Origin of the sequence: Methylobacterium sp. Leaf87 (genome assembly GCF_001422775.1) — a bacterium.
Classification (GTDB): domain Bacteria; phylum Pseudomonadota; class Alphaproteobacteria; order Rhizobiales; family Beijerinckiaceae; genus Methylobacterium.
The window spans coordinates 131,891-157,866 of record NZ_LMMI01000012.1 but is presented as its reverse complement, the minus strand read 5'-3'; the positions used below and the strand labels follow the sequence as shown (position 1 = coordinate 157,866).

Below are 25,976 nucleotides of genomic sequence, written 5' to 3'. Positions count from 1 at the left end.
CTCAAGTCTTAGCATCTGGCGCGTCCCCGGCGTACTGGATCACGGCAGCGGCCAGCTTGTGCGGGCCGACGCCGCGGCTGCGGAAGCGCAGATTGAAGTGCGTCGACTGCCCGCTCGCCGGGATGCGGTTGCGCCGGAACGTCGTCTCGAAGACCTGCCCAATCTCGTCCTCGGCGGCCAAGTTGGTCGGCTCCATGCCGATGCTGACGTCCCATCGGCCGGAGACCGCCGCGTCGACCCCCTCCAGGGTCTTCACCGTCGTCGGCTTGCTCGCGTCGAGGTAGGGTAGCCACGCCTCGGCTACGGTCTCGTCGTACGCCGGAGCCGCCCCGAGGCCGCCATACACATAGATCGAATTTGCGGTGCGGACGTAGACGCGGCGCTGGAAGACGCCCGCATCCATGATGTCGAAGCCCGGCTGATAGGTCGACCATGCGCTGACTTTTGCCCCCGCGAAGAACGAGAAGACGAAAACGGTGTCCTTGACGATGAGCCAGAACCGGCCGTCGCGCGGCTCAATCAGGCCGATGATGCGGCTGCGCTCGCCCGGGCCGAGTGAGGCGAGCTTCGCCGTGATCAGGCTGTCGATCGGCACGCCGACATCGGAAGTCGAAGCCGCATTCGAGCTGTCACGGGCGCGCAGCGAGCGCACGCCGCTCTCGTCGAGGTAGAAAATGTCGTTGTCGCCGAACTGCGTCACGCTGCGCGGGCTGGCCGTGCCGGTGTTGCGCAGGGTCTGCGACGACTTGTTGAGCGACGGATCAGGGTCGACGTACTGGATCTTGGTGACGCGCTCGGCGAAGACCGCGACGAACTGCTGGTACTCGGCCACCGCGTAGAGCTGCTCCAGGCCCGAGGCTTGCGCCGAGAAGTCGATGAACCCGGCGCCCGTCGTGTCGGTGGACCACTTCGTCGGCGCGCCGATGCCCGAGAAGTGCAGGTTCGGCCCGGACGTCGAATAGACCTTCGTCCCGATCGTCCGGACGAAATCGCCCGGAATCAGCAGCTGGCCGCTGCTCGTCGCGCCCTGCATCGTGGTCGAGCCCGGGGTGATCGTCAGGTTACCGGACGTGAGCGAGTTGACGGGTAGCCCGTTCTGCGCGGCGTCGGCCGTGGCCGACAGGATGTTGACCGTGGCGCCGTTGGCGCTGGCGCTGTAGTCCGGCGAGGAGACGAACGTGTTGATGGCCTGCGCGATGGCGGCGGCCGTGGCTTCGTTGCTGCCGGCGTACGCCACCGGACCCGGAATGATCGCGGTGGATCCGACGGTGAGGCTCTCCAATCGCGAGACGACGCCATCGCGTCCGCCGGTGAAGGTGACGCCGTTGCCGACGGTGAAGTTGCCGGTCGTGACGACGCTGATCGGCTGCCCGTTCACCGCCGCGCCGGGCGTGACGGCTCTCACCGTGACGCGCACGCCGCTGGCCGTCGCCGTGTAGTCGGGCGTCGAGCTGAAAGCGTTGATCGCCGCTGCGACGGCCGTCGCCGTCGTGACGTTGTTGCCGGTGTGCTGGATCGGCGCTCCGATGACCGGCACGCCGGCGACGGTGATCGAACTGATCGTGTCGGTCGGCTGGTCCGCGACGGGCGGATCCGGCGCCGCGGCCCCGCCGAGAACGTCGGCGTAGGCCGTCGCTTGCGTCGCCGTCTGATCGCCGCTGCCGCCAACCGCGACCGACGCCCGGGCGCGACCGTCGAACCAATCGGCAACCCGCACGCCATCGTAGAAGTGGAATCGGCTGCCGTCCGAGAACACGCCGACGGCGTAGAGCTTGCCGGCGTACAGATCGGTCGACGGCACGCTGGCGAGCGCCAGGCCGTCGGGGTGCTGCAGGCGCTGGTAGGTGATTCCGGCCGGCAGCGCCGGCGGCGCCGCGCTACCGAACACGACCGGACCGGTCAGGCTGAAGGCAAGCCCGATCGTCCCGGCCGGAAGGTCGTGGGTCTTCACGAAGGCTGCGCGCTGCTCGAACTCGCCGCCCCGGGTGATGTGGCCGTCGCGCGCCTTGATGAGCACGCCGCCGACCGTCGTCTCCGGCAAGCGCCGGGTGTCGAGGCCGCCAGTGAACTCTTGGACCCAAATCGTGCTCATCGGCGGTTTTGTCTTTTCCTGCTGATCGCGACTATGGACGTAGCGATCCTATTCTGCGGAGTTCGTATCGAGCAGGAGACGTGCGCGGGCCATAAAGACGGGCGACTGCGAGCGCCAGTTGTCGGTCGCGGTCTGGATCGCGCCGCGCTCGGCCAACGTGAGGTCCACACGTCCGCCGGGAGAGATCTTCACGGCGAGCATGAATCGATCGAACGCGACGGTCTCGGATAGCTTCTCGTCCGGCCATGCGCGCGTCAGAGCAGTAACGCAGATCATCCGCATCGTAATCGGTGAAATCTTCACCGCCTCGACGCCGTCAATGATCTCGGTCATGGGTCGGCCGTTCGGCTTCAGCTCGGGCTCATACTGAACTCGACCAAGAGCGTCGGTGATTTCGGTGTCGAAGTCGACGAGCATGGGTGATCCTTATCCTGCGACCATGAGGGCTTTGAAACCGTTCGGGATGGGGCCGCCGCCTGGCGCCTGCACCTGAACATCGGCGTTGCCGAAGCGAAGGCGGCTCGTCGACAGGAGCCCGCCATTGACGTTCACGTCCCCGTTGAACGAGGCCGTGCTGCCGACAGTCAGCAGCTGCGTCTGCGTCAGAGCACCAACCGCGAAATTGCCCGACACACCCCCGTTCCCACCCGCGCTCATGTTGCCTGAGACATAGATACTGGGCCCGTTGAACCCGCCGGTCGGATGCATCGTGCAAGCGGCCTGCAGAGTGCTGTTCGCAACTGTGAATTGGCCCGAACCGTTGTACATGTCCGGCTGAATTATCAAGTCGCCGCCCGGCGACTGACTGATAAAGCCGTGCCGGAACTGGTTCGTAGACGGAGATGAAATGAAGTGTAGTTTCTGAGACCCGGACGCTCCGGCGCCGAGATACTTCTGCGTGTGGATCTGAGCGAACTCGTCACACGCTCCGGGATCGGTGCGGATCGCCTCTTTCCAGCCGATCTTAGGCCCGATATCAATTGCCGAGATGTGCAATCCGGTGAAGCCGCCGTCAGGCTGCGACTGCGCTACGGCAACGATGGATGCGCCGTACGCGTTTGTGCCTGCCCATCCGCCCGGCGGCGTGTTGAGGTTAAGATCGATCTCTGCCGAGATGAACTGGCCGTTCTTGCCGACGTACCCGCCAAGGCCGCGCCGGTCTCCGTTCGCAACCGTCGTGTTGATGCCCCAGGCCCGGCCCTGATCGAGCGTGCAGCCGCCACTGAAATATCCGCCGACCACGACGTTGTTCAGGCACTCGGAAAGCGCGAGGCCCATCACCCCGGACGCGATGATGATGGCCGGGCCGCCGTTGATGTTGTTGGCGCCGGCCTCGACAGGCAAGCGCAGCGCGCCCGTGATCGCCGACATGCAAGCGTAGTCGCCGCCGCCGGGCCAGATGTAGCCCTGCGCCCCGTTGGCGTTGACGAGCAAGCTGTCGTTGTTCGTTTTGAACGTCGCCCACGCCGGCAGGGGGTCGGCTTTCACTGTGATGCCGGCGAGCGAAGACGACAGCCCCGACAGCGTCGCGGTCGTCGTGGCGGTGGACAGCCCGAGGGCCGTAAGAGCCTGAGACTGAGACCCCGTAAGGACAGAGCGGCCGAGACCGCTTGCGTCGCTGATCTGCGAAGCTGTGACCGTCGAAGGCGCGCCGCCCCCGCCGCCGGTACCGAACCGGGGGTCGTCATACGCCGCCACGCCACCTGAGACGCCCACCGCCAGGTACGCCGCCGCCCCAAGACCTAAGGCCGTTCGCGCGACAGCTTGGCCTCCCGAAAGGAGCGGACGCCAAAATGAAGATAGATCTGAAATCTGAGACAGCGTGATCGGGCCGCCACCGCCGCCACCGAGACCCGGCGGCAGCTGCGTAAGCGGTACGAGACCGTCGACGAGATCGGCTTTGCGCCCGAGGACCGTGGCGAGCGGCCCGGTCGCGAGCTGTTCGACGATGTCGCGAATATCGGTGACACGCAGCGTGCCGTTGGGCTTGATCGTCAGCAGCTTGCCGTCGGCCTGCTGGATCGCGGCGCCGCCCTGCGGAATCGCGCGGTTGGGCATAGCGCCAGGTGTGTTCGAGAAGTCGAACTCCGCCCTGATGATTTGATCGACCATCAGAATTCCTGCTTGTCTATGCGAATGTTGTCAGGAAGATCGACGGGCACCTGAACGTAGACCGGCTCGAGCGGGTAGGTCAGCTGCGGCGTCGAGGGCGGCACGTAGGCACCTCCGCCGCTGCCGATCGGCAAACCGAAGCGGCCGCGGCTGCGTTGGCCGACGCCGAACATGCGGAAGCGGCGCGTGATCTGCAGCTCGCCGCGCAGCCGCGCGAAGCGCTTAAGCGCCATGTCCTGCTTGAGCTTGGCGTCCTTCGCCCCGACGGCGGCGAGGCGCTCGGCGGCCGCGAACAGGACGATGATGCGGTCGTCGAGATCCGCCCGGTCGGCGTCGTCGACGAGCTTCTTCAGATTCCGGATGCCGGTGAACTTGAGCTGCCCGTCCTGCGTGGCCGGGTCGAAGTCGCGATCGGAGATCGGCCAGACCTCGAAGTCCTCGTTCTCGGACAAGCGCCAGCGCCGCGGGGGCCACTCGCGCTCGCCGAGGTCGCTGTTGCGCATCGAGTAGTGTGCGCCCTCGATGCCGGGCTGCAGGCGGCACCAAGCGCCGTCGGCGAAATATTCCAGCTTCTCGACGCGATCGAGAGCCAAGTCTGCGGGGAAGTCGTAGAAACGCTGCCCGGCCTGGATCGGCACGTTGCGCTCGACGCGCAGGTGCGGCCAGTCGTAGTCGTCCCACAGCCATTCTTGCGTCCGCTGCAGGTGCTTGACCTGCAGCTCGCGGTCGTTGGCGTTGTGGGCCGGGTTCAACGACAGGCGCGTTTCAGCGCGCAGATCGTCGATCAGCTTCTCCAGCGTCTTTCCCCGCATGACGGGTCAGCTCAGGACGTCGGTGATGCCGTCGGCCTCGGCCTGCTCGTTCGCCGAGGCCGAACCCTTCTCGCCCTTGGCGGGCTTGCGGGTCTGGCCGACGGTCTCCCGATCGGGCTTGTCGGCAGCCGACGTCGAAGTCTCGTGCTTCGGCTTCGCACGGGTCTTCGGCTTGAACAGCTCCTCCGGCAGGTCGAGCTCACCGATGGTCTCGTGGACGCGCGCCGCGGCGCCCGGGAAGAGCGCCTCGACGACCGGCCGGGAGTTCTGCGACGAGTAGGTCTCGCGCAGGCGCACCAGCTCATCACGGTTCCGGACCTTGACGACCTTGCCGTCCTCATCCTTCGGAGGGTCGATCGGTTCGATGTCGTAGACCGAGTCCGGCCCGTGGATGGCGAGCAGCACGGCGATCTCGGCCGCGGTGACGCCATACTTCGGGACCGTGTTGTCGGCCTCGCCGGCGAGCTTCACGATGACGTTTGCGTATTCCATGACGCTCGGCCTCCCTTAGATGATGGCCTTGGGGCCGTTGTAGCGCTGGATCGGGTCGATGCGGGGCAGGCCGACGACGGCCGTGCGGCCGGCGGCGAACGTGACGCCCGAGTTGTTCGTCACGGTCACGTTCGACGCGCCGTAGGCGAAGCCGATCTGCGCGCCGACGTACTTGTCGCCGCTCGGGTCGAACACGAGCATGTTGTCCGAGGTGTTGCCGGCGTTGGCGCCCTGGTAGTCGGCCTGCACCGTCCCGGTCGGATACGGCACGGTGAAGGTGCCGGCATTGGCGACGTCGGCCGCGAGCGTCGTCCGGACGGTCGCGTAGTTCGAGGTTGTGGTCAGAGGCATGACGCCCTCCGTGATGGGGATCGGGGGAGAACGGCCGGGTCAGCGGCCGTCCATTGTGTCGGGCGTCGTGCTAGGCGATGTCGTACACCGCGGACGTGTTGAGCTGCTTGGCGATCATCACGCCCGTCATGGTGATGCCGTTGTACATCACGTAGCGGTCGTACGGCCGGGCCGGGTTGTGCTTCTTCATCCGGTTGCCGTTCATGTAGAGCATGCGGATGCCGCCCGGGCTCATGTCGATCACGTAGAGGCGCTTCGACAGGCCGAGATCGTCGAGGGTCGGATCGTACTCGATCGGCGTGCCGCGCCAGGCGGGGCCGCCCATCGCACCGTCGACCTTCTTGCCGTCGCCCCAACCGGTCTGCGTGTAGAAGCCGTTCGAGCGCATCTCGTTGAGGTAGGCGCCGAGGAAGTCGGAGCCGGCGTAGAGCATGCGGGAGGTGGTGCCCTTCCGGTAGCGCTGGAGCTGGCGATCCTCCTTCTCCAGGAAGGCGATCAGCGAGCCGCCGTTGGCCGGCGAAGACGTGATCGCGGGCTGGCCGCCGGCCGCGCCGAAGGCCGCCGTCGCGGCGCGGTTGCGCCAGTACGGGGTCGTCGCGCGGTTGATACCGCCGGTGATGCCGAGGTTCGGGTTGTCCAGGATGATCGACCGGATGCCGGCGATGGCCTTCACGTCGGCCGTGCCGTCGCCGTACATCAGCCGGTTCAGGCTGAAGGCGTAGTCCTCGCCCATGGTGTCCATCACCTCGTCGAGGCGATTGGCGAGCGCGAACTGCTCGCGGCCGGACATCTCCGTGGTCGACTGGTCGGCGCCGTCCTCGTTGATGTCGATGCCGTCGATCTTGAGCTCAGTGTGGGTCAGGGTCACGCCGAGGTGGTGCTCACGCCAGGGGAAGCGGGCACGCTTGATGGTCGCCGGGTCGTAGTAATTGACCTGGTCGTCGTAGCTGTAGCCCTGGAGCGTACCGCCACCACGGCCGTCCTTCACGGCGAAGGAGACGAACTCCTTGCCGCCGGCGAAGGCGCCGGCCTTGGCGTTGAAGTCCTTGAGCAGCGGCTTGTTCGAGACATTCTGCTTGAACACCTTTCCCTTGTCGATGTAGTTCTCGAGGGTGGTGTTGTTGATCTCGACGAGGACGTCGGGGGAGATGGGCATAGGTCCGTACCTTTACGAGGCGGCGGCCTGGTTCACCTTGGAACGCACGATGTCGAGCGTCGAGTTGAACACGGGCTTTTGCTGCGCAGACGCTGCCGGCTGGTTTCCCGCCACGATGGGTCGGATGGGCTGGCGACGCGGCTGTGCCGTCGGGGTCGGAGGCCGAAATTCCTTGTTGATCGTCTCGTAGGCGCGCTTGAGCTGGTCCTTAACCCCGTCAACGGAGTTCGGGACGCCTTCCGACCGATGTAGCCACGCGATCTCCCGATGCAGCGCCGGCAACTTCGCCGGGAAGTTCGGGTCTTTCACGTTCCGCTCATCTTCCCAATCGTCGGCGGCCTTGCTCAGGGACGATGCGTGCGACGTCCGTCGCTCCGTCTCGGCCTGCTGGTCCCGAAGCTCCTGCTGCGTGCGCAGCGATTGCGTCGATGCGTTGGCCCGGCTGATCTGCAGCGCGGCGGCGTGCGGGAGTTCCCCGGCATCGACTTGGCGCTGAAGGTCGGGCGGCAAGGCTTCGCCCGCGGCGACGAGCAGATTCTGTAGGATCGGCTGCAGCTGCTTCCACGCCTCGGCCGGGTTGTTCTTCATCAGGCCGGCGATGACGAGAGCCTCTGCGGCCTCCTCGGCACCCATGCCTTGCGAAGAAATGAACCGGTCGACGTTGCGGTAGCGGCCCGCGTCAACTTCCGCGGCCTTCATCCGGCCGAGAACCTGCTTGAACCGTGGGTGCTTGTGGAAAGGGACGTCCGAGAAATTCTCGTCGTCGGGCTCTTTTGCGACCTGCGAGCCGGTCGTCGGCTCGGCTTCCGGGTTCTCGGCTGACGAGGCCGCCTCTGCCTTGTTGACCTTGCCGCTGATGACCTCACGGGCAACAGACAGCAGATCGTCGTCGGCGTTGGTTGCGTCCTGCGCGTCGGACGACTTCGCGCTATCCGGCGGCTGACCCTCGGGCTTCGCTGCCGCGTCCGTATCGTTGCCTGGACCCGCGTCTTCGATCGGGTCGAGTTCGGTGATCCCGTCCTGCTCGGACATCGTGGCTCCAGGGTTCGAGAACTGCACCATACATTCTGTCTATCGTGTCGACAAGCGACGATAGACAGAAGCTACACCTGGTTGCTGCCGAAGGCGGCGTCGCTGCCACCCTCGCCGCCGGGCGGGGCTGGCCCGTTCGTCGCGCCCTCCGGCCCTTGCGCGGTCGGATCGGCGGCCGGGTCCGCCGTGGCGGCCTGCTTGTTCTGGTTCTGCGCCACGATCGACGGGATGCCGGCGATCACCGCATCGGTGATGTCGATCTTGTCGTCGAGGATGCGGATCATGTACTTCGCCAGCCACATCGGATCGATCTGACCGGTCTGCAGCAGGAAGGGGATGATCGTCTTCGCGTTGTTCACCTGGACGGCCTGGTTCGGCTTGCCCGTGCTGCCGGCCTCGATCTCCAGGTAGAGCTCCTCGGCGATCTCGGTCAGCGTGAGGTGCGGCCACACGGCGCCCGGGCCGACGATCTTCAGTGCCGTCTCCTGCGACACCTCCCGCAGCAGGATCTGGCCGCTCGCCCGGGCGATGACGCTCAAGAAGGCGTCGAGATCGTCCACGCTGGAGCCGTCGGAGGAGGCCGACGAGTTGGCCGCGATAGCGCTCTCGGTGGCGGTGGCTTTGCTGACGCCGCCGAACTGCGCCTCCTGCGTGCCGACGACGAGCTGCGTGTCCTGGAAGATCTCGCCGGTGTCGTACAGGTTCGGGTCGACGCCCGGGACCGGAATCGGCTGCAGGATCTCGGTCAGCTTCGTCTGCGCGTCGATGTTCAGGCCGACGGCCTCGAACGGCTCGCAGCTCTTGAGCTTCTGGATATCCTCGTCGTTGATGGCTCCGTTCGGATAGGCCCACCGCGGCCGGGCCGCCTTGCGGTGCTCGCGCTTGCCCTGGCGGGACCGGTTGTAGTCGAGCTGCATGTCGAGCAGCAGCGCCACGTCGGACGGCGGGTACAGCTCGTCCTCGTGCTCGACGTCGTTGAACGTTAGCGCGTAGACCGGCCAGAAGTCCTCGACGAAGACGTCCGGCGCCGCCGGAGTTCTTAGAAACTTCTGGTGCCCCTCGGCAAGGAAATAGACCAGCCCGGACGGCTTGTCGTAGTGCTTGAACACCTTGACCATGCCGCCGTTGCCCTTGCGGCGACCGCTCGAATCGTCGTCGAAATCCATGTCGATCTGCGGGGACGTGCCGTCGTCCTCGTCGCCGGCCAGGGTGCCGTTCTTGTCCGAGCTGTCGTCGGTGGCGTTCTTCGGCAGGTCGACGCCGAACAGCTCCTTCACCTCGTCGTGGCTGAACAGGTACTCCAGGGTGATGTGCCGGGCGCCGACGAAGCCGACGAGGCTCTTGCACAGCTTGTCCGGGATCACCTTCGTCGACATCGGGAAGTCGACGATCAGGCCCTCGCGCACGACGACCTCGGGCTCGGCTTCGAGCGCCGCGACGGCGTGCTCCAGCTCGGCCAGCTCGGAATCGCCCTCGACGTGATCGCCGTCGGCGACGCCCTGCGCCAGGTTCTTGATGTGGTCGATGCGGGCGCGGTGGTCGGCCAGCTGCTCGGCCATCCCCGGGCGCGGCCCGGTCTCGCGCTGGAACCCGAGCTCGACGTAGCCGACGGCGGTGGTGCAGGCCCGCCGGACCAGCTTCTTCATGCCCATCTTGAAGTCGAGCGGCTTCTGCTCGCGGAGCGCCTGCGCGAATAGGATCTCGAGCGTCCGACCGGTCTTCTGGATGATCGTGCGCTGCGCCGTGCCGCGCTGGAAATCGGCCAGCAGCGCCTGCGCCTGCTCGATGTCGGCCGTGACCGGGATGTCGGCCTGGACCGGCAGGCCGGTCTTCGGGTCGATCATCGGGGCCGCAGCAGCCGCGGCGGTGGCCTGTGCCTGGAGCTCCTGAAACTGCATGACCGACTGGTAGGCGAGCTGCAGCGTCTGCGGGTTCTCGTCCCACAGCTCGTAGTCGAGCGTCTCGCGCCGGCGCGCGGTGGCCTTCGGGTTCTTGGCGTAGAGCCCGGCGGTCTTCTGCTTCACGTGGCGGCCGGCGATGTTGGCCGTGTAGTTGTCGGTCGAGGCGCCGGGCAGCCGCCCGTATTTCGCGACGTGCATGTCGCGGCGCATCTGCTTGAACGCCTTTTCGTGGTGCTTGGCGTCCTCCTTGATCCGCTGGTGGATCGTACGGACGAGCGCTTGGTCTTGCGCTGACACTTCCGTGTCCGCGGCAGGCTGCGGGGTGGCCGCCGGATCGACGGTCTCGGTCTCGTCGAACATGCTAGATCCCCCCTGCGTTCGGCGGCCAGATCTGCTCGATCATGGCTTTGTAGTCGCGACCGGTGCCGTGCGCGACGCCGCGCAGGTAGTACATCGCGTCGTTCATCTTCATGTCGCCGCCGCAGACGCGGCAGTGAACGGTGCGCCCGAGAACCGGCCGCTTCGCTGTTCGCCACTCGGGGTCCGGCTCGAAATCGTGTCCGGCGCATCCGTCGAGCCGTTCACCGTTCCGCTTGATCTTCACGAACATATCGTCCTCGCCTTTGCGAGACGCGAGTTCGTCGGCGGTCATCGACGCGGCCTTCCACAGACCTTGCGCCATTTTGGAAAACCGAGCGTCGTCCATCAGAAGCCTCCTGCGTTCGCGGCGCGCCGCTGCTCGTTCTTGTACTTGTCCATCAGCTTCACCCATCCGAGCGTGCCGAAGGCCGGCTCCTCGGGCTTCTTGGCCGGCGCCGAGGCGCGGAACTGGCTCTGCAGCCCGAGACCGAACAGGCTCATCATGTCGACGAAGTCGTCGTGCGCCGCGTTCGGGAAGGCCATGAGCTGCTCGATCGCGGCGTCGGCCCACCGCGGCCCGATCGGCAGGAACACCTTGCCCTGCGCGATACGTGCGGCGATCGACTGCGCGCGCTGCGCCTTGTCGCCGACCGGCGTCACCTCGCGGATGTTGATGTACGTGCCGGTCTCCTGCATGCGCTTGCGCAGGAAGGGGCCGATCGACTGCGAGATGTGCCCGCGCTCGGCCCACCACAGCAACGGCCTGTTCGTGCCGCCGGCCATGACCAGCATGCTCTCGACGGCGGCGTCGGTCGGCATCTTCCGCCAATCGACCTGCGTCAGGTACAGGTTGCCGTCTTCATCCACCCCGGCCAGCCCGAAGCAACTCGGGTCGTTGCGCTGCTTGAGGCCGAGGGCGTGGTCGCTGGCGGCGTAATAACGGAGGTTCTTCGGGAGATCGACGGGGTGATACCGTCGGATGTTTTCGCGCCGAAAAAGCACGCCATCAGCAACGGAAGGGCGCTGCTGATAGAGGGCCGAGAAGCCAAGGGGGTCGATCGCACGCTGTTCCTCCAGGAAGGTCTCGTCGAATTGGTCCGGGCCGTCCGGCCACAGCGGCGCGCCGACGGGCCGACCGAGCGGGTCGTCCTCCTCGGCGTAGGCCGGGAAGTTGATGACCCGAATTTTCTTGGCGAGCGCCGGGTTGAAGTACGGGTTCTCCTCGGCGTTGTCGTTCGTGAGCCGGCCGATCGGATCGTCGGCATGCCAGCGCGTGAACGTCATCACCACCAGCTTCTTGCCCATGCGGCGGGTCATCGCGACCTTCGTGAACCAGGACCAGGCCTGATCGCGGATCGTCTGGCTCTGCGCTTCCTTGTCGTCCTTGATCAGGTCGTCGATGATGAGCAGATGGGCGCCGCGGCCGGTCAGGCTCGAGCCGCGGCCGACGAACACCATCAGCCCACCCTTGGTGGTCTGAATGCGGTCCTTGGCGGCGCCGCCGCGACGCAACTGGACGCCGGGAAAGGCGTAGCGGTACTGCGTGGTGCCCATGATCGCGCGCACCTCGGCGCCGATGTCCATGGCGAGCTCGTCGCCGTAGGCCGCCACTACGACGTTCTGGTCCGGGTGTCGGCCGATGAACCACGCCGGCAGATGCCGGGACACCAGCTGCGTCTTCCCGTGGCGCGGCGGCATCGTCAGGATCAGGAACTGGATCTCGCCCTTCTCGACCTCCTCGAGCACGCGCGCGATGGCGTCGTGGTGCCGGGCGTTCTTGTAGCGCGACCGGTTCACGTCGTCGGGCGCCTCCGGGTCCGGCATCGTGAACTTGACGAACGGCATGAAGCGGTCGGCCGACTTCAGGGCCGCGGCGTGCCGCTCCAGCGCGCGGATGCCGGCCAGACGATCGCGCTCGGCCTCCTGGGCGGCCTTGCGGGCCTCGTTCGGGTCGAACTTGTAGAGCGGCTTGCCGGTGTTCGGGTTGACCGGGCCGGGGCGGGGCTTCTTCATGCGGTCTTCTGCGCCTGGATCGCCGACAGGATCTTGTCCTGCATCTGGGCGATCCGCTCTTCGATCTTGTCCATGCGGTCGACGATGCGGGACTGGCCCTCGTGCAATCGGCCTTCGACCTTGTTGACCTCGTCCCGGGTGATGTAGCTGCGCGCCACCTCCTGGCGGAACTCGTGCTGCTGTTCCCGCAGGAGCGTCGAGGATGCCTGCAGCGTCGAGACCCGCATATCGACCTCCTCCTCGATTCCGCTCAGACGCTTCTCCAGCTCATCGAGCCGCTTGTGCGCCGACGAGACCTTTCCGCGCTCCGTCGCTTCCTCGCCGCTCCGGCGCCACGTCAGCGCGACGATCGAAGACACCCAACCCAAGACGACAAGGATCGTCGCGCCCGAAATCGTCCACGAGAACCCTTCCATCAACGACTCCGGGCGGTCACGAAAACGACCGCAGCAAAAAGAATGGCGTAGAGCGTCCCGAGCACCTTCGTGACGGTCCACAGATCGTCGAGCATCAGCGGCGACCCTGCGTGATGTCTCGAAACAGGGTGACGAAGTAGCGAACGCCCTCCAGCACCGCCCACAGCCCGGCCGCCACGATGAAGACCCAGCGGTACTCGACCACGAAGCCGACGACGCTGCGAAGAGCGCCGATCACGCTCTGCAGGCTGGCGAGCACGCTGCCGGCCGTGTCGGCGGTCTGTTGCACGCTGTTCAGAACGCCGCTGGTCTGCGCGGCGTCGGCCCCGCCGAGGCCGAGCAGCAGCCCGCCGATCTTCAGCAGGGTCGAGGGCGGCGCGGCGCGCTCGGGCGCATGCGCCGTCATCTCGGGAATCGTCAAGTTGCCACGCGATGTCGAGACCGGGCGCGCCGGCATCTTCGGCAGCGCGACCAGGAAGGCCTCGTCGATGCCGCCGTCGCCGAGCCCGTTGTCCTTGCGGGCGGCGGCGACCGCGTCTCGCGTCTTCTGGCCGTCGATGCCGTCGAGCAGCCCGTTCAGGTAGTAGTTGCGCTGCTGGAGCTGCGTCTGCACGTGCAGCACGGTCGCGCTGTCGGGCGCCACGACGCGCTTACGGAACAGCCACGTGAACATCCCGGGCTTCGGCGCTGGCATGACTTGCGCGTCGGAGGCGATCGGCACGGGCGAGACGGTGTTCAGGGGCTTCGCCGGCTTCGTGACGACCGGGTCGGCGGCCGGGGGCGGGGTTCCGATCTTGGCGTCGAGCACGCGCAGCGCTTCCAGCGCGAAGTCCTTGCGCTTCTGCTCGTGCGGCACGCCGGGGCGCTCGTAGCCGAGCATGAACGCGGACGTGGCGCTGTCGAGCGTCTTCGTGCGCTTCAGGCGCGCCAGGGCGGCCTTTTCCGGCCCGCGCAGCTCGAACAGCATGTAGGCGTAGAAGCCGTCCCAGTCGTCGCGCTTGAACCCGTTGGCGTCGGCCCACGCCTCGAACGCGCGCCGGCGCGGGCCGGTCCACTGCGGCCAGCCCCAGCCGCCGCGCGAACCTTTTACGGTCGGGCTCTTCTCTTGGTTGGCGGTGAACTGCGCGCTCTCGACGGCCAGATTGCCGAAGACGCCGCCGACATGCAGCCGCGACAGTCCGAGATCCGCCATGAAGCGGGGGCCGTAGGTTTCGACGGCGCGTTTGAACTGCGGGGTCATGTTCCGCTCACGCCGCTTCGTAGGTGCCGGAGATCACGACGGTCTGGCCGTCGGTGGCGGGGTAGGTGTTGTCGAAGCGATGGATCTTGACGCTGTTGCCGGTCTCGCCGATCACGCCCACCAGCATGGCGCCCGCCGGCTGAACCCGGCCGGCGACGACGCACGAAATTCCGTCGCCCGTTACGGGAGGCGAAGGCAGCGTCACGGCCAGGTAGCCGGACGCCGAGCCGTTCGAGACGATCACCACTTTGACCCGGAACCAGACCTCCTTGCCGCGCTGGACATACCGGCCCTCGGCCGTGGACGACGTGACGACGCCGGCGCCGGCGCTGACGACGGGGGCGTACGCGGTCCAGCTGCCGTCGGACCACCCGAAGCGGCCGTTGGCGTCGACCGCCAGCTTCGCCACCCGCGCGATGCCGTCGGTCGAAGGGAATCGAAGCTCGATCAGGGGCGAACCCACGTCGAGCTTGCCCGCGAACGCGGTGGCGAACCCGGCGGCGGCGGCTGCTGTGAGCTGCGCCTGGATATACGCGTCGGTCGGCCCGGTCACTGAGAACGAAAGCGCGGGCGAAAGCGTGTCCCGCGTGACGATCCCGTTCGGCAGCTTGCCGTCGGAGCGCCGGACGTTCTTCAGCGCATCGACGACGCCGCCGATGGCGGCCGAGATCGTGTCGAGCTCGTCGTCGATGCGAATTCCGGGCTGCGACGAGGTCGGATTCCCGCTCTGGAACCCCTCGAAGCTGAAATCGCGCTCGTATTTGTCCGGATCGGGCATGGCTTGTCCACCGCTGTCGAGGGACAATAGACGACACAGTGGACAAACGCCATACGCCGATAGACGGGGCCTATTCGTCGGCCTGGTCGTCGGGCGGACCGAGCAGGGGCACGTCAACGACCGTGTACTCGCCGTCAATGACGTCGCCGGCCGGCGTTTCGGCGGCCTGCCGGGTGTAGAACTCCCGCATGTAGGCGTTCTGCGGGTGCTGCCGCGCGGCCCGGGCCATTTCGGCCATCTCCTCGGGCGTCCGAACGTACTGCTGCGCGTCGCGCTCCGGCTGGGCGCCGGTGCTACTGCCGAAGCGATAGTCGAGGCAAGGATACGTCATTCCGCAACCCTCCCGGCCGCCCCATAGCTGTCGAGCACCTCGGCCAGCTTCGGATGAACGGGCCGGGCGGTGTCCGGCGTGCGCAGCGTCGGCTGTTCGACGGCCCCTGCCGGCTGCTTCGACGCCCACGGGGCGTAAAACCGCAACGCCGCGACGCACAGCGCCACTTCCTCGGGCCCGATCAACAGGAAGGCGCCGCCGGTGATCTCCTTCTCGAGCCGGTCGGCCAGCTGGTCGGGGTCCGGGCGGATCATTCGCCGTCCTCCGGCCGCTGCCGGCCCCACGCCTGGATGAACGCGACTTCCTGCCAGTCCTGATCGCAGACCGTATCGTCGGCCTCCCACGAGAAGGTCGAGGCCTGCTCGATCTTGTACCCGTCCCGGTCATAGTCGTAGCTGATCCGGATGCCGTCGCTGGCTCGGACGCTCTCCTGATCGAACACGAGGTATCGGACCTGGCCGCGGTTCTCGGCATCGGATCGCGGCGGGTACGTCAGATCGACGTGAAGCTCATCGCCGCTGCGCGCGACGTGGAAGTTGTCCGGCGCGTCGCCGTAGGCGCTCTCGATTATTTTGCGGTAGCCGCTCATTCGCCGCCCCCACGCGATCCCGAGCTGTCGGACGTCGAACAGGCCGTGTCGGCGGCCTGCACCGGGGTGGAGAGCGGAATGCTTGCAATCGGGCCGTCGACGTTCGCTGGGGCCGGGCTCTGCCGGCGCTCGTAGTCCGCCAGTGCGGCGGCCCGCCGGCGCTGGGCCTCCTGGACAAGAAGCTTCTGCTGGTCGCCGATGTTCATGCTGGATCTCCCCGTTCAGCGCTTTGCGCCGCTGGCGAACTTGCGCAGGAAGTCGGCCATCGGATCGGCCGGTCCGAGCGTGAGCTTCTCGACGAGATTTTCGGCGCGGAATCGGAGGTCTGGCGGGCAGTGCTTAACGGCCACGATGGCGTTCATCATCTGAACGGTGGCTTCGCGTTGTGCGTCGGTCATGTCGGATCTCCGTGGCGGTTGGCGTGCCGATGCGTCCACCCCTTGCCCCGAACCGGGGGTGCTTGGGGTGTCGAACCCCGGCGTGGCTGCGCAGTAGCGTGGCTCTCGCCACGGGCGCGTCGGCGTCCAATCTGTACGGCGGTGCGGACGCAATGTCCAGTTTGTATGTCAGGACGGATCTGCGGACCGCAAATTTCTCCGGGCGTCTGGCGTCGGCTGACGAAGTCGGTTCGGACTGGTGCCGGGGCCCGGCCCGGGGTCGGCACCGCCCCTCCATCGAGCCGGATCGGGGCGCAATGCTCTTAGACAGAACATTGCTGTCTCTTATAGATCAATGACTTAGCGCACTGTTGGGCGCACCGGATGCGCGCAATCAGCTCATCACGTCGTGTTCAGGCGGTGCGGCCTCGATCGGCTCGAGGGTCTCGGCCTGGTGGCGCCCGTGCTCGGCCTTGAGGGCGAGAAGCATGGCTTCCGTCTCGGCCAAGCTCATTTCGGACAGACTTTTGCCCGTGGCGGTGTCCGTCGTGCCCTTAGCGGCCCCCAGCACGACCTTGCCGGCGGCAATGTGGTGCTGTGGTGCGATGTTGTCGTCCTCGAGGATCTTGCGGAGCCGGCCCAACGCCAGCGGAACGAGCTCGTTATGCAGCGCGGCTTCCTGCTCGGCCCGGATCGCGGCGTTGATGGCCGGCTTCTGCAGGTTTTGCGTAGCGCGCGGCCCGGGCGACCCATAACCGGCCTTCGCGGCCGCATAGACGCCATCACTGGTGCGAGCGTACTCCTTCACGAACACCGTCTCTTGCCGCGTCATGTCACCAGATTTAGAGGGCATTCGCGTGGCCTACACAACATGTTGTGCCGTTTGCGCATGTTAACGGCGTTCACTTCGCGCAAACATGAAAATGCGCCCTCAAAGACGTTTTGTCTATTTTGTCGATTGACAGACCATCCATGGCTGACATACAAGTGACATACACCAACGGCGAGACACCCGCCCCGCCAGCCACTTAGGAGCCCGCCATGTTCAAGTCTGCTTACCTCCACTTCGGTACCGACTCTGAGCCCCGCCAAACCGTTTCGGTCCCGTTCCGTGAAAGCGAGGCCCCGCGTTCCGGCCGCACCGTGACAGGCTATGGGCCTAAACTGCCAACCTCCTTTGAGGTGCGCTGGAACGGCCGTTGGCGCCGTGTCTACGCCGCTTGCTACGGAAACAGCTCGTCAACCTACATTGGCAAGCCTGGCGCCTGGGAAGCGACCGTTTCTATCGATTGAACTGTCCATTCCGTCCAACACCGCAACCGACACGCCAACCCCGAGAGACACCGCCATGTGCAAGACCGCCTATAAAATCTGGTTCCGTGCCTGCCGCCTCTTGGTCAACCAAGACTCAGCCAAGTATCAGCTTCACCTTAACTCGAGCATCGGTCTTGAGTTTCGCCACGGCTCTATTGCTCATGAGCTCAACGGCGTCCGTCGAATCAACTACACTCCGACGGCACACGTATACGCCATTGTGACGCTAAGCGAAGCCACTGCAATGACGGGCAAAAGCGCTAAGCGCTGCGCCATCCACACGGCTCGGCACTACCGCATCCACGGCTCCAACCGCCATTGCCCGATCCCGGCCTGACCTGTCCATTCCGTCCAACACCGCAACCGACACGCCAACCCCGAGAGACACCGCCATGACCGTTTCGCTGCAGGATCTCCGCACCACGTACCAAGCCGCCGAGGCGCAGTTTCACGCCGCCATAGCCACCGCCTTCCCCGGCTATGACGAATGGCACTACTTCCGCGCTTGCTCGCACGTGGCAGGCGATAACTGCCGCCGGAACGACGACACGTCCCGCGACGCCGAGCTCGCCGCGCACCCCATCATCGAATCCGCATGGCAGGATTTCATCGCAAAGCTTCATGCATTCTACCGCGCCCGAGACGGAGAAGGTGGCGTTCTAGGCGGCCGTTAGTTCGCCTGAACTGTCCATTCCGTCCAACCCCGCCGATAGACACCCTCTACAATCGCCCCACGCACCCCGCCAGCGCCTGTTTGGAGTTCCGCCCATGTCCGACAGCCAATTGATCGTCACCGCCGTCCTGGGGGCTCTGAGCCCACTCTGGTTCGCCTGCTTCGTTGCGTGGGCGTTCTGGCCCCACCTCAGCGCCGACGATTCGGACGCGGACGCATGATCGGCGCCATTCAGCTGTTTCTCGGCCTGGTGTTAGCGGTTGCAATCGGCCCGCTCATTATCGGACGCCTAGCTGTCCTGACATACAAGCTCATCATCCGAATCCGTGGGGCGCCCTGACCGGCGCCCCTTTCTTTTGCGTGCCGTCGGCCTGCTCCAGTCTTTTCGCTCCAGTCTAATTCAAACCTGCTCCACTCGGCCGAGCACCCTGCTCCAGTGCATCCACTCCCACTTCGTGGGGGAGTGGAGTGGAGCACTGGAGCAGAGCGGGGATGCTCCAGTGCTCCGCTCCAGTTATTTACGGACTGGAGCAACTGGAGCGGACTGGAGCGGATCAGTCAAAAACGGAGGCCTTGACCGTGACATACACACGGGGCCGACGTAGCTTATCGCCCCTCGTTTGCTTCTCCAGCACGCCCTCCGCGATCCACTTTTCCACAACCGCGGACACAGCCCTTTTATCGTCGGTTGTATAGATCGGTAGGCCGAGAACCCCCGCAATCGGGATGCCGACCCAATCGGGGGACCGCACGTCCTCCCGCCACACGTGCCCCCGAAGCACCTCCAGGGCCTCCTCCTGCCTTCCCTGATCCACCGACAAGCCGCCACGCGTCATCGGCCGAAGTGATACGGTGCAGGACGTGACGGGATCGCCTTCGCCGTCCACGCCCAACGTCACGGGCACCAAGTCGAAGCCGGTCACGTACTCCTTGTCGAGGTCGCGCTGCTTCGTGACGCCGATGCACCCGACCGTGACCTCGATTTCGGTGTCGGTGGCCGCACGCAACAGCGAATGCCCGCGGGCGCCCTTGGCGGTGTCTTTGCCCGTGTGGTGGACGACGAGCACGTGCGCGCCGGTCACGGCCCGGATTGCGTCCAGGTGCCGAACGAGCGCACCCATGTCGACCGAGCTGTTTTCGTCACCGCCCGCCATGACGCGAGACAGCGTGTCCAGCACCACAAGCCCAAGGCCGTCGACGCTCTTCAAGAGCGCGATCAGCGGCCCCAGGTCGGCCGCCGGATCCAATAGGTTCACGGGCGACAGCACGAAGTGGAAGCCGTCGCACGGGCCGTATTTCGCGATCAGAGCCGCCGCACGCTTGCGCGCACCGTTGCCGCCTTCGGCCACCACATAGACCACAGGCAAGCCCGCGGTGCGCATCCCACCCCACGGGCGCCCGGACGCCACGTGGAACGCCAGGTCCATCGCGGCGAACGTCTTACCCGTATTGCTTTCTCCATAGAGGATGGTCATCGCCCCGCAATCCAAGAGCCCCTTGACCAGCGGCCGGGCCGCGACGGTCAGTGCTGTTTCGGCGACAGCCGATAGCAACTCCAGGCGCAGCTTGGCCGGCTTCGCGCCTACTCCTTCCAAAAAGCGATTTGTGCCATCGTCCCCGCCCCCAAATTCTTTTTGAACTTCGGCCGCCGCATCACCGTCGAACCACAAATCCGATCGGCCGAAACGGCCCTCGCTGCGCTCCTCGGCCCACTCGAACAGCAGCGATGCGCCGACGGCAAACGGCGCGTTGATCGATCGGTACACCCGGGTCGCGGATTCGGCCGCGTCCGCCCCGCCCATGTCGGCGCGCTCCGAGAACTCCTCGAACAGCTCCAGCCCGAAGCCGTCGTCCTCTTGGCACGCCCCACGCACGGCCGCCGCCATCTTGATCCACCATGCGTAGCCGTCGGCCGGGTAGCGATTCGGGATGGCCTCGACGGCTTTCCGGACCAGCTCCAGATCGCCCTTGAGCCGCTCCTGGTCGACGGATGCGCGGTTCGTTATGCCGTGCTCGCCGTAGACGCGCTCCGGCTTCGGCAGCACACCCGACAAGTCGCTCAAGAGCCCGTCGATATCCGATGCGTCCTGGATCGGCAGAGCGGCCAACGCCGGCAGGCCGCCGTGCGCCGGGCGCGTGATCCGGTACGGCAGCAGCGTCACGGGGTGGATGCCGACGATCACGCACTGCTTGCCCTCGCCGAGCACCTCAATACAGCCGTGCTCGAACACCAGCGAGCGGTACGGCAGCGGGCCGCGGCACCGGATCAGGTACAGCGCCTTGGGCGAGCGGCCGATCCGGACCGGCACCAGGCCGAAGCGCGCCTGGACTTCGGCGGCGACGGTCTCAGCCGACTTGCGATCCAGTGTGTCGGCGTCGACGGCGAACAGATACGTGCCGTCGTGCTGCAGCCCGAGCCGCAAGCCGACGCCGGCGCCCATCGAAAACCATGTGGCGAGATCGGCTTCTGTGGGCGTGGCCGTCTGCCAGCCCTTCAGCCCGTACCACTCGCCATCGGATCCGCGCAGCCCCGGGGCCTTGCCGCGGACGTCGCCTTTCCTCTTCGCCAGATGGGAGCGAGGCGACAGCACGCCGTTAAAAGGCACAACCGGCACGAGGTACCGGTAGCCGAGATTCCAAAGGGTGCGGAAGCCGTCGCCGACGGTCTCTTTCGGTGCTTCGCTCATGACCGCGATCCGTCCATTGTGTCTTGCTCTGCGGTGTGCAGCGCCATACAATGGCGGCGCGCGGAAGCGACGGGTGGGAACTCTGTCATTCGAGCGATATCCTGTGGCGGGATGAGGGGAAGCCGGAGTGCTCTACAGCGCTCCGGCTTTTTCGTTTGTCGCATGTGTCCGTCGGGTTTGTCAGCCGGGATCGACGGCGACGATCATAGCGGCCCACGCACCCGCCGCCACGGCTTCGCTGTCCTCGCCCGATCCGGCTGCTCCCGCACTCAGCATCTCAGCCGTCGGCTCGCGCGGAACCAGTACGAACCCCTCCATCCCCTCCTTGAGGCGGGTGATCTCGGCTTCGGCGGCGGCCAATTTCACGCCCTGGCGAATGGCGCTCTGGTTCGACCACTCCCAGGCCGCGTACCACTCGTCGCCTAGCTTCTGCGCCGCGTCCCGCTCGGCCTCTGCCCTCGCCAGCGCCTCGCGCAGGCCGTTCTGGTCTTCGGGGGCGGTCATGCGGAGGGCTCCGAAGTGATAGCGGCGGCCTTGGCCTCATCCGGCGTACGGTACTTTGCCAAACTCTCGGCAAGGCTCGCGACGAGGTCGGCTTCGGCGAGCCGTGCCGCTTGTGCCCGTTTGCCGGAGCAGAACCGCGCCGTGTCGCGATGGAAGCCGGCCTCATCTTTCAGCCACTCGATGATGGCGTCGCGGGTTGCCGCTGGCGTCTTGGTCGGGAGGATCAGCGCCATCACGCCCGGCCTCCGTCAGCGTCCGGTGCGGCGGCGAGTTGCCCCTCGATCCACGTGCAGCATTCGCACTCGAACAGCGTGCGGGCTCTGGCGTAATCCGACCAGGAGCCGGTACCGTCCTCATACGCCCGCTTAGCTACGGCAGCGTCTGTATGCAGATCGCGGATTTCTTGCGGGATACCCACCCCGTCCCCTGGCCGTGCTGCTGGGGCGGCGGAGAGGGCGGCCCCCAAGATTGCGACGGCGAAATCCTTGTCCTTCGTCTTGTAGCCCTGCGCGAGGTCACGGGCGAAGGTATCGTGCACGAATTGCGCGGCCTCCCGCACCCCCGTCTCGTCTTCACCCACCGGGGCGGCGAACTTCAGACCATCCGGGTTGCAGTATGGGCACTTGAGCGCGTTGTGATGGTTCGCAGGATCGAAGCCCAGCGCCTCGCAAATGCGCCGACCGTCGCCGAACCCTCCCCCGGCATCCGGCGTCTTGGGGTCTTCCCCCGCCGATCCGGTCTGTGGGGCGAGGGACGAGATGTAGCGGTCAGCGGCGATAGTCCGCTGTGCCGGCATGTCGGCATGGATAGGGTTCTCGCTCGCCCAAACCGCGCCGGCTCGGTAGGCGCAGTGCGTCGCCTCCCGCATCCCCGCATCGTTCCCCGGAACGGTAGGCTTGGGGTCTGCCGGGGGCGTGGTCCTGGGAGGGGGCGGATTGCAATTGACGCAATAGCGGTCCTTCACGCGCTCGCCCAATATGGTGACGCAGAAAGAGCATCGAACCGACAGATCGACCGTGTCGAGGGTATTCACCCCCGCCGCGATCGGCCCTTCGACAGCGGGTTGCGGGCTGGCGAGGGCGGCTGCGTCCAGAGCCTGAGCGATCTGGACGGCGATGTAGGCTGTGCCGTAGCCAGAATGCTCGGCCAGCCAAGCGTTCCATTCATCGGCGTTATTGCCAGTGGGGCGTGGCGTGTTGACGTGATTGCGGCCCGACTCGCTTGAACGGACCGAAAGTGCGGCGTTGATGATCCCTTCCATCCATTCAATCTCAGACTTCGGTCCGGCAAATAGGCCTGGAGGCTTAGCTTGCCGCCAGTGGTCGTAACCGGCCATGACCATCTGCTCGCTGGCTTCCCGCAGGCCCGCTCCCTCAGCGGGCATTGGGATCTCTGCGGCGGCGTTGAGGGGGAACAGCAGCTCGGCCCCGGTGACGTTCAAGTCGTAGCTGTCCCCGTCGCCGTAGGGGTGCACGGTGATCCGGTAGAGGCCGGCCGGCTTGCCCTCCGCCCAGGCCAGATCATCCCCATCGTCCTCAGTCAGGATCTCGACGCAGACGTCCCGGTCCTTGCAGTCGGGAGACCGGTCGATGACGCGGGCGCTGTTGTTTCCGTGCTCGTCGGTCGGGGTCAGGCCGACGATCGCCCAATAGTCGCGGGGTTTCGGCGCATTCGCGAGATGCTGCCCGGATTTGGTCAGGGTGGTCATGGGTGGGAGCTCCTCAATCAAAAATGGACGGTGCGGCGGGGTCGGTTATCTCTGCCGACGGGGCCGCCGGCTCGGCTGCACCCGGGAGAGCCCGGGCGATCACGGCGGCCTCGGTCGGGCCGACGAACTGGAAGGTCTGTCCGTCGGGCGCGATGACCTCGAGCGTGACGTCGCCGCCGGGCTCGTACGCCGAGACGGCAAAACCGCAGTCGGGCATCGCGGCGCGCAGGGCGTCAAGCGTCACGCGAACACCCCCGCGCCCGGCTCGATGTCCTGCTCGGGCATGCGCAGATCGCGCCGGATCAGCTGCTCGACGTAGAGCGTCCGGCTGATTCCCTTCTGCGTGGCCTTGCGCGCGGCCGCCGCCATGACGTGACGCGACAGACGCATCGTCGTGACGGTCGTGTCCTTGGGCTTGTTGACGTTCATCGTCTCCTCCGTGGGTCAAAGTGTATGTCAGATGTATGTCACTATTGACGCTTTGTCCATGGGTGTCGACGGACAGAATGGACAGTGGTACGGTACGCCCGCGCGACTGGAGACCACGATGCCCATCAGCACGACCGCCAACTACGCTCACGTCGGCCCGGTCCGGATCACCGCCGACGTCCCGAACGGCGGCACGCTGTCGATTGCTTATCCGGCCGGCACCACGCAGACCGATTACACGGGCGCCAACGCCGGTCTCGCCAGCGAGAACATGGTCACGGTCGGGGCCGACAAGTTCGTCGGCCTGGTCGGCTTCGTGTTCAACGCCTCCGACATCACGGTCACGAACAACACCGGATTCACCTGGTCGGCGGCCCCGCGCGGCGTGCTGCTCGGGCCGTACCCGATCCACTTCGGCCTGCCCCGGGCCAACCCGCCGCTGGTGCTGAACACGCAGAAGGCGGTTCTGCCCGGTCCGGCCGCGGCCGCCGAGCTGTATCTGCCGGCCAGCGGCGGCGCCGTCACGTCTTTCCGCGGGCGCCCGGGCGTCTGACCACCGCTTCTAGGAGCTCGAGATGCCCGTCAACAAGTACCCCGTCGTCCAGCTCGCCGATTCAAACGCCAACCTCATCGACCCCGCGACCGGGACGGGAGGCGGCGGCAGCGGATCCACCGGATCGGTCACGGCGCCCGGTACGGCTGGCACGCAGGCGCAGGCGGTGCAGGGCGTCAACGGTGGCGTGCCGGTGCCGGTCACGGGTGCGGTGACAGCGACGACCGTTCAGCGCGCCACGCTCGCAGAAGGCGGCGGCACGACGAGCGCCACGGCAGGCACGGCATCACAGATCCTAGCCGCCGACGCGAACCGGAAGAAATTCGAATTCCAGAACCTCGGCGCGGCGGTGATCGTGCTGCGGATCAACGTGGCGGCCGACACCACCGCCGCGGTTACGACGACGCCCACGACGAAACGGATGATTTCGGTCCCTGCCGGCCAACTGTACGTCACGGAAGCCGACACGCTGTGCACGGGCCTGATTTCGGTTGTGTCTGGCACGGCGTCGGTTCCGTACTCGTATCTCGCGAGCTAGGCCGTGGGGTTCAAATTCAACACCCGCCGATCCCTCGGGCTGCCCATCGGTGGCGGCGGTGGAGCGATCCTGAAGCCGCAGGACGTGTTCGCGACGAGTTTATATACTCATACTGGAGCCGCCAATAACTTCCACGCGACGACATTCGATCCCGACTTTACATGGGAAAAATCCAGAAACGCTGTAGGGACGCATTACCTCTTTGACAAAATCCGAGGCGCGGGAAAAGTTTTAAGCACTGACCAAACTATCGCAGAGCAAGCATTTCCTGCGGGATACTCAGAGAATAGGACCGGCGGGTTTTATGATAGCGGCTATGCGAATGGCACCACTGCTGTTGGATACTCTTTCAAGTTCGCCCCCAAATTCGCTGTAGAAGTCACATGGACGGGTGACGGCACGAGCAACAGGCAGATCCCGCATGGGCTTGGTGTTGTGCCGGGGATGGTGATTGGTAAGGCGAGAAGCGTCGCAAATCAGAACTGGCAGGTGACGCACCGGTCCCTGTCGTCGGCAACGGCTCGACTGCTTCTAAACGACACCGCCCCGGAACAGCCCGCAAACGCCTTGTTCTACCCAAGCGCGGCAACCGATACCACGATAAGCGTCGGACAATCTCTCAACGCTGCCGGCCAAACCTACGTCGCCTACCTCTTCGCGCACGATCCGAGCGCAGACGGGATTGTGCAGTGTGGGGGCGCAGCGATTGCGTCGGACGGGTCGGTCAGCATCCCGCTTCCGTGGCTGACGCAGTGGATCATGTTTAAGCGCACAGACACTACGGGGCAATGGTACATAATTGATGCTTCGCGTGGCTTTTCTCCGACTGCGAAGTTTCTTTACGCAAATCTTAGCAACGCCGAAGTTGATCTTGGATTTGCTGTCCCCGTATCGCCTTCGGGGGTAACGGTGCCCGCCGGCCAGCTTTATGGATCAGCCGGTTCTCTGATCTTCGCCGCCATCCGAGCCCCCTACTAGGACCCCCAGCCATGCCCCTGTCCGGTGGACCGCTCACATTCGAGGAAGACGTTCGGCAGATCGTCGGGGCGATGCCCGGCATCCCGACGATCTTGGACGGCTCATTCCTCGTGGATACGCTGCCGCCGCCCGCCGACAACCTCGGCAAGTACGCCCGCGTCACGGACCTGTTCGGATCCACGACCGATCTCGTCCTGGCCGCGCGCACGGGCGCGATGATGTACTGGAAGCCCGTTCGGCCGGTGTTCGCCGCCAAGCAGACGGTGGCGGCCGACATGACGCTTCAGGCGCTCAAGACGCCCTCGATCCTGTTGCTCGACGGCAACGTGCCGCTCGGCACCACGCGCAAGCTCACGCTGTCCACGAACATGGCGTTCCCCGGCGCCTCGTTCCGCATCAAACAGCGCAACACGCTGGGGACGATCCTCGGGGCGCTCAACGTCCTCAACGTGAACCTTGGGACGCCGGTCGCGATCCTGACGGGCGGGTCGCAGGAGTTCGTCTACGACGTGGTCGACGGGTGGGTTCAGGTCACGTAGC

Annotated in this window: 33 protein-coding genes; 7 read left to right on the top strand and 26 right to left on the bottom strand. The window is 65.9% G+C overall.

Features of this window, described 5'->3' with window-relative positions:
• Nucleotide 1: 1 nt before the first annotated feature.
• From ASF22_RS08710 to ASF22_RS08620, 20 genes are all read right to left on the bottom strand, one after another.
• Nucleotides 2-2,092: a hypothetical protein gene (locus tag ASF22_RS08710; RefSeq protein ID WP_056263434.1), complete on the bottom strand. Its 2,091-nt coding sequence runs from the start codon at nucleotides 2,090-2,092 to the stop codon at nucleotides 2-4.
• Nucleotides 2,093-2,140: 48 nt separating this feature from the next.
• Complete coding sequence (locus ASF22_RS08705) at nucleotides 2,141-2,509, bottom strand: hypothetical protein (RefSeq protein ID WP_056263432.1); 369 nt, start codon at nucleotides 2,507-2,509, stop codon at nucleotides 2,141-2,143.
• A 9-nt stretch (nucleotides 2,510-2,518) separates the two neighbouring features.
• On the bottom strand, nucleotides 2,519-4,204 hold the full coding sequence (locus ASF22_RS08700) for a hypothetical protein (RefSeq protein ID WP_056263430.1): 1,686 nt from the start codon (nucleotides 4,202-4,204) through the stop codon (nucleotides 2,519-2,521).
• Nucleotides 4,204-5,016: a hypothetical protein gene (locus tag ASF22_RS08695; protein ID WP_056263429.1), complete on the bottom strand. Its 813-nt coding sequence runs from the start codon at nucleotides 5,014-5,016 to the stop codon at nucleotides 4,204-4,206. The genes ASF22_RS08700 and ASF22_RS08695 overlap by 1 nt, the downstream gene beginning before the upstream one ends.
• Before the next feature lie 6 nt (nucleotides 5,017-5,022).
• Nucleotides 5,023-5,508: a hypothetical protein gene (locus tag ASF22_RS08690; RefSeq protein ID WP_056263427.1), complete on the bottom strand. Its 486-nt coding sequence runs from the start codon at nucleotides 5,506-5,508 to the stop codon at nucleotides 5,023-5,025.
• A 15-nt stretch (nucleotides 5,509-5,523) separates the two neighbouring features.
• The gene (locus ASF22_RS08685) at nucleotides 5,524-5,859 is read right to left on the bottom strand and encodes a hypothetical protein (protein ID WP_056263426.1); all 336 of its coding nucleotides are present in this window, start codon (nucleotides 5,857-5,859) and stop codon (nucleotides 5,524-5,526) included.
• 70 nt (nucleotides 5,860-5,929) lie between these two features.
• Nucleotides 5,930-7,015, bottom strand: coding sequence for a phage major capsid protein (locus ASF22_RS08680; protein WP_056263424.1), 1,086 nt, complete (start codon nucleotides 7,013-7,015; stop codon nucleotides 5,930-5,932).
• 12 nt (nucleotides 7,016-7,027) lie between these two features.
• Nucleotides 7,028-8,047 (bottom strand): hypothetical protein, encoded by a 1,020-nt coding sequence (locus ASF22_RS08675; protein WP_156647647.1) that lies wholly within the window; start codon nucleotides 8,045-8,047, stop codon nucleotides 7,028-7,030.
• A 71-nt stretch (nucleotides 8,048-8,118) separates the two neighbouring features.
• Nucleotides 8,119-10,308, bottom strand: a complete 2,190-nt coding sequence (locus ASF22_RS08670; RefSeq protein WP_056263420.1) for a hypothetical protein — start codon at nucleotides 10,306-10,308, stop codon at nucleotides 8,119-8,121.
• A 1-nt stretch (nucleotide 10,309) separates the two neighbouring features.
• Nucleotides 10,310-10,654, bottom strand: a complete 345-nt coding sequence (locus tag ASF22_RS08665) for a hypothetical protein (protein ID WP_056263419.1) — start codon at nucleotides 10,652-10,654, stop codon at nucleotides 10,310-10,312.
• Nucleotides 10,654-12,321 (bottom strand): phage terminase large subunit, encoded by a 1,668-nt coding sequence (gene terL / locus ASF22_RS08660; protein ID WP_056263416.1) that lies wholly within the window; start codon nucleotides 12,319-12,321, stop codon nucleotides 10,654-10,656. The genes ASF22_RS08665 and terL overlap by 1 nt, the downstream gene beginning before the upstream one ends.
• A complete protein-coding gene (locus ASF22_RS08655; RefSeq protein WP_156647646.1) occupies nucleotides 12,318-12,818 on the bottom strand; it encodes a hypothetical protein in 501 nt (166 codons plus the stop codon). The genes terL and ASF22_RS08655 overlap by 4 nt, the downstream gene beginning before the upstream one ends.
• A gap of 13 nt (nucleotides 12,819-12,831) precedes the next feature.
• Nucleotides 12,832-13,977, bottom strand: coding sequence for a phage tail tip lysozyme (locus tag ASF22_RS23705; protein ID WP_156647645.1), 1,146 nt, complete (start codon nucleotides 13,975-13,977; stop codon nucleotides 12,832-12,834).
• A 7-nt stretch (nucleotides 13,978-13,984) separates the two neighbouring features.
• Complete coding sequence (locus ASF22_RS08645; protein ID WP_056263412.1) at nucleotides 13,985-14,755, bottom strand: hypothetical protein; 771 nt, start codon at nucleotides 14,753-14,755, stop codon at nucleotides 13,985-13,987.
• Nucleotides 14,756-14,825: 70 nt separating this feature from the next.
• A complete protein-coding gene (locus ASF22_RS08640; protein ID WP_056263410.1) occupies nucleotides 14,826-15,086 on the bottom strand; it encodes a hypothetical protein in 261 nt (86 codons plus the stop codon).
• Nucleotides 15,083-15,340: a hypothetical protein gene (locus tag ASF22_RS08635; protein ID WP_056263409.1), complete on the bottom strand. Its 258-nt coding sequence runs from the start codon at nucleotides 15,338-15,340 to the stop codon at nucleotides 15,083-15,085. The genes ASF22_RS08640 and ASF22_RS08635 overlap by 4 nt, the downstream gene beginning before the upstream one ends.
• Nucleotides 15,337-15,675, bottom strand: a complete 339-nt coding sequence (locus ASF22_RS08630) for a hypothetical protein (RefSeq protein ID WP_056263407.1) — start codon at nucleotides 15,673-15,675, stop codon at nucleotides 15,337-15,339. Before ASF22_RS08630 ends, ASF22_RS08635 begins: the two co-directional genes overlap by 4 nt.
• Nucleotides 15,672-15,881, bottom strand: coding sequence for a hypothetical protein (locus tag ASF22_RS08625; protein ID WP_056263406.1), 210 nt, complete (start codon nucleotides 15,879-15,881; stop codon nucleotides 15,672-15,674). Before ASF22_RS08625 ends, ASF22_RS08630 begins: the two co-directional genes overlap by 4 nt.
• A 15-nt stretch (nucleotides 15,882-15,896) precedes the next feature.
• Nucleotides 15,897-16,073, bottom strand: a complete 177-nt coding sequence (locus tag ASF22_RS23700; RefSeq protein WP_156647644.1) for a hypothetical protein — start codon at nucleotides 16,071-16,073, stop codon at nucleotides 15,897-15,899.
• 373 nt (nucleotides 16,074-16,446) lie between these two features.
• Nucleotides 16,447-16,860, bottom strand: coding sequence for a hypothetical protein (locus ASF22_RS08620; RefSeq protein WP_210166648.1), 414 nt, complete (start codon nucleotides 16,858-16,860; stop codon nucleotides 16,447-16,449).
• Between the two features lie 540 nt (nucleotides 16,861-17,400).
• Between ASF22_RS08620 and ASF22_RS23695 the strand changes: the two genes are divergently transcribed.
• The 3 genes from ASF22_RS23695 to ASF22_RS25185 all read left to right on the top strand — a co-directional run bounded on the left by ASF22_RS23695 (nucleotide 17,401) and on the right by ASF22_RS25185 (nucleotide 18,260).
• On the top strand, nucleotides 17,401-17,703 hold the full coding sequence (locus tag ASF22_RS23695) for a hypothetical protein (RefSeq protein WP_156647643.1): 303 nt from the start codon (nucleotides 17,401-17,403) through the stop codon (nucleotides 17,701-17,703).
• 55 nt (nucleotides 17,704-17,758) lie between these two features.
• Nucleotides 17,759-18,040, top strand: a complete 282-nt coding sequence (locus ASF22_RS08615) for a hypothetical protein (protein WP_056263400.1) — start codon at nucleotides 17,759-17,761, stop codon at nucleotides 18,038-18,040.
• Nucleotides 18,041-18,134: 94 nt separating this feature from the next.
• Nucleotides 18,135-18,260 (top strand): hypothetical protein, encoded by a 126-nt coding sequence (locus ASF22_RS25185; RefSeq protein ID WP_280137410.1) that lies wholly within the window; start codon nucleotides 18,135-18,137, stop codon nucleotides 18,258-18,260.
• Nucleotides 18,261-18,593: 333 nt separating this feature from the next.
• Here ASF22_RS25185 and ASF22_RS08610 read toward each other — a convergent pair whose 3' ends face one another.
• The 6 genes from ASF22_RS08610 to ASF22_RS08585 all read right to left on the bottom strand — a co-directional run bounded on the left by ASF22_RS08610 (nucleotide 18,594) and on the right by ASF22_RS08585 (nucleotide 23,367).
• Nucleotides 18,594-20,726 carry an AAA family ATPase gene (locus ASF22_RS08610; RefSeq protein ID WP_056263399.1) on the bottom strand — a complete coding sequence of 711 codons (2,133 nt, stop codon included), beginning with the start codon at nucleotides 20,724-20,726 and terminating at the stop codon, nucleotides 18,594-18,596.
• A 180-nt stretch (nucleotides 20,727-20,906) separates the two neighbouring features.
• The gene (locus tag ASF22_RS08605; protein WP_056263397.1) at nucleotides 20,907-21,230 is read right to left on the bottom strand and encodes a hypothetical protein; all 324 of its coding nucleotides are present in this window, start codon (nucleotides 21,228-21,230) and stop codon (nucleotides 20,907-20,909) included.
• A complete protein-coding gene (locus tag ASF22_RS08600) occupies nucleotides 21,227-21,463 on the bottom strand; it encodes a hypothetical protein (protein ID WP_056263395.1) in 237 nt (78 codons plus the stop codon). The genes ASF22_RS08605 and ASF22_RS08600 overlap by 4 nt, the downstream gene beginning before the upstream one ends.
• Complete coding sequence (locus ASF22_RS08595) at nucleotides 21,463-22,938, bottom strand: hypothetical protein (RefSeq protein WP_056263393.1); 1,476 nt, start codon at nucleotides 22,936-22,938, stop codon at nucleotides 21,463-21,465. The genes ASF22_RS08600 and ASF22_RS08595 overlap by 1 nt, the downstream gene beginning before the upstream one ends.
• 13 nt (nucleotides 22,939-22,951) lie before the next feature.
• A complete protein-coding gene (locus tag ASF22_RS08590; protein WP_056263392.1) occupies nucleotides 22,952-23,182 on the bottom strand; it encodes a hypothetical protein in 231 nt (76 codons plus the stop codon).
• Nucleotides 23,179-23,367 (bottom strand): hypothetical protein, encoded by a 189-nt coding sequence (locus tag ASF22_RS08585; protein ID WP_056263390.1) that lies wholly within the window; start codon nucleotides 23,365-23,367, stop codon nucleotides 23,179-23,181. Before ASF22_RS08585 ends, ASF22_RS08590 begins: the two co-directional genes overlap by 4 nt.
• Nucleotides 23,368-23,485: 118 nt before the next feature.
• Between ASF22_RS08585 and ASF22_RS08580 the strand changes: the two genes are divergently transcribed.
• The 4 genes from ASF22_RS08580 to ASF22_RS08570 are packed head-to-tail and all read left to right on the top strand — an operon-like array spanning nucleotide 23,486 to nucleotide 25,975.
• The gene (locus ASF22_RS08580) at nucleotides 23,486-23,920 is read left to right on the top strand and encodes a hypothetical protein (RefSeq protein WP_056263388.1); all 435 of its coding nucleotides are present in this window, start codon (nucleotides 23,486-23,488) and stop codon (nucleotides 23,918-23,920) included.
• A gap of 22 nt (nucleotides 23,921-23,942) precedes the next feature.
• The gene (locus tag ASF22_RS08575) at nucleotides 23,943-24,458 is read left to right on the top strand and encodes a hypothetical protein (protein WP_056263386.1); all 516 of its coding nucleotides are present in this window, start codon (nucleotides 23,943-23,945) and stop codon (nucleotides 24,456-24,458) included.
• A gap of 3 nt (nucleotides 24,459-24,461) precedes the next feature.
• Complete coding sequence (locus tag ASF22_RS23690; protein ID WP_156647642.1) at nucleotides 24,462-25,436, top strand: hypothetical protein; 975 nt, start codon at nucleotides 24,462-24,464, stop codon at nucleotides 25,434-25,436.
• Between the two features lie 11 nt (nucleotides 25,437-25,447).
• Nucleotides 25,448-25,975 carry a hypothetical protein gene (locus ASF22_RS08570; RefSeq protein ID WP_056263384.1) on the top strand — a complete coding sequence of 176 codons (528 nt, stop codon included), beginning with the start codon at nucleotides 25,448-25,450 and terminating at the stop codon, nucleotides 25,973-25,975.
• Nucleotide 25,976 lies beyond the last annotated feature (1 nt).